Source organism: Aequorivita viscosa, from assembly GCF_900106795.1.
GTDB lineage: Bacteria > Bacteroidota > Bacteroidia > Flavobacteriales > Flavobacteriaceae > Aequorivita > Aequorivita viscosa.
The window spans coordinates 1-2375 of sequence record NZ_FNNS01000056.1; the positions used below are offsets into that span (position 1 = coordinate 1).

The 2375-nt window shown below is 36.3% G+C and carries 2 protein-coding genes; both read left to right on the top strand.

What is annotated here, in order from left to right; translation table 11 throughout:
• Nucleotides 1-105: 105 nt before the first annotated feature.
• On the top strand, nt 106-894 hold the full coding sequence (locus BLW28_RS15480; RefSeq protein WP_073217424.1) for a DUF4129 domain-containing protein: 789 nt from the start codon (nt 106-108) through the stop codon (nt 892-894).
• Nucleotides 887-2083, top strand: coding sequence for a DUF4350 domain-containing protein (locus BLW28_RS15485; RefSeq protein ID WP_073217427.1), 1197 nt, complete (start codon nt 887-889; stop codon nt 2081-2083). The genes BLW28_RS15480 and BLW28_RS15485 overlap by 8 nt, the downstream gene beginning before the upstream one ends.
• Nucleotides 2084-2375 lie beyond the last annotated feature (292 nt).

A 2375-nucleotide genomic window follows, 5' to 3' on the forward strand; every position in this document is an offset into this window, starting at 1 on the left:
AACCCGCAACCTGAAACCTATAACCTGTAACCTGAAACATTTAACCCGCAACCTGAAACCTATAACCTGAAACCTGAAACCTCTAACCTGCAACCTGTAACCTCAATGAAAACCGCCCTGCTTTCTCTCCTTTTCATTTCCCTTAGCCTATCCCCTTTTGAAGGATTTGCGAAGGTTCAGGACAGCATTGCTACTTCAGTATCGGAAATTAGGTATGATAAAACATTAGGGTTACAAACTCCCGAATTTAGTAAAGAGACGCTAGAAGAATTTAAAAACGATCGTGCTTTCGATTATTCCGAAAAACACGAAGAAGAAAATTGGTGGCAGCAATTTAAAAGTTGGTTGTGGGAACTTTGGCTAAAGTTTTGGCATTGGCTTGTCGGCGATTATCAAGCCAATGGTTTCGTCGCTTTTTTAGTGCACACACTACCCTACCTCATTATTGCTGCGATAGTATGCTTCATCGGATGGCTATTTTATAAATTGAATCCTGGAGCTACATTGTTTGCCTCAAAGGATAAACCTGAACTTTTTTTTTCAGATGAAGAAGAAATTATACGAAGCAAAAATATTTCCGAATTGATAGACAATGCGCTCACTGCAAATGATTATAGGCTTGCAATACGATATTCCTATTTACTTATTCTTCAAAAATTAACGGAAGCCGAAATTATTATATATGAATCCGACAAAACGAACAGCGAATATATTTCTGAAATAAGTAGAATCGCGATGCCTCGCGACTCTACTTTAAAATCCGGTTTTCAAAAAGCAACCAATCTATACGACCACGTGTGGTATGGAAATTTTGAAGTAACTGAAGCCGATTTTGCAAAAGCCAAACCAACCTTTTCCGATTTAAAAACCCTAATTTCGAAAACAGGTGTCTAGATCACAAAAAATAGTGCTTTTTGGTTTTCTGCTTATGCTCGCGGCACTGGTGTATGTGGAAGCAACGAAACCACAACCTATCAATTGGTTTCCGAGTTATTTCAAAGCCGATAAAATTCCGTTAGGAACTTTCGTACTACACAACTTAATGGAAGATTCTTTTAAGGAGCGGTTTAAAGAAGTCGACCTCCCTCCTTTCGAATTTCTACAGCAAGCGGGACTCAACGGGACGTATGTATTTATCAATGACGAATTAGCTTTCGATAAAACGGAACTTGACTCCTTATTTAATTGGGCTTCAAAAGGCAACAATGTTTTTATTTCAGCAAATTATTTAAATGAAAAATTACTGGACACCTTTAATTTAAAGATGGCGACCCAAGTGAGTATCTCTAAAATATCTACAGAGCCACTTGTACAACTAACAAACAAATCAATTGCGTCTGGAAAAACGTTTCATATCAAAAAAGATTTCAATGTGCGTTATTTCTCAAAAATAGATACAGTTTCACACACCGTTTTGGGTGTATCAGGAATCTATGTGAATTCGGATAAAATTGATAAGCCACAGGTTAATTTCATTAAAGTGCCAATGGAAAAAGGAAATGTTTTTCTACATACCCAACCCGAGGTATTTTCAAATTTCTTTCTTCTTTCGGGTGCGAATGCCGATTATACATCTGCATTAGTATCATATCTAAACGACGGGAAAACGCTGTATTGGGACAATTATTACAAATCTGGTAAGCACATAAACATTTCACCTATGCGCGTTTTGCTCAACAACAAATATTTTAAATGGGCTTACCATTTTGTGTTGTTTGGCGTGCTTCTTTTTATAATATTTGAAGGAAAACGGAAACAGCGAAGTATTCCAATCATAAAACCACTAACCAACAAAACCTACGAATACACCAAAACCATTGCAGGGATGTATTTGGATAAAAATGAATATCACGCCATTGCACAAAAGCAAATTGTTCTTTTCTTAGAGTATATCCGCACCAAACTTCGACTTCCTACCGAACACCTAAACGACCGATTTTACAAAACTGTAGCAGAACGAAGTGGAAATACCATAGAAAACACCGTGGCACTTTTTACGTTAATAGAAAAAATAAACACCCAGAACAATACGACGAAAGAGGAATTGATAAAATTGTATGAGAGAATTAAATCGTTTAAATGAGATGTGAGGCTAGAAGTCTAAAACCTGACAGGTCTCAAAGACCTGTCAGGTTTGTGATGTATGATAAAAACTAATAACCAATTAACAATTTTTAATAACCAATAACAATCAAAGGTGGGTGAGTGAATTTCAGTGTGCGCAGCAAAACTGAAATTTGAATCGAACCCTAACCAATAACTCAATAACAATTTTTTAATATGGGACTATCTCATAAAGTGTGTTAGTTAAAAAAATAGCGGGGGCCGGCCCCCGCTATTTTTTTAACTAATTTTAAATTTTTACACATTATGAA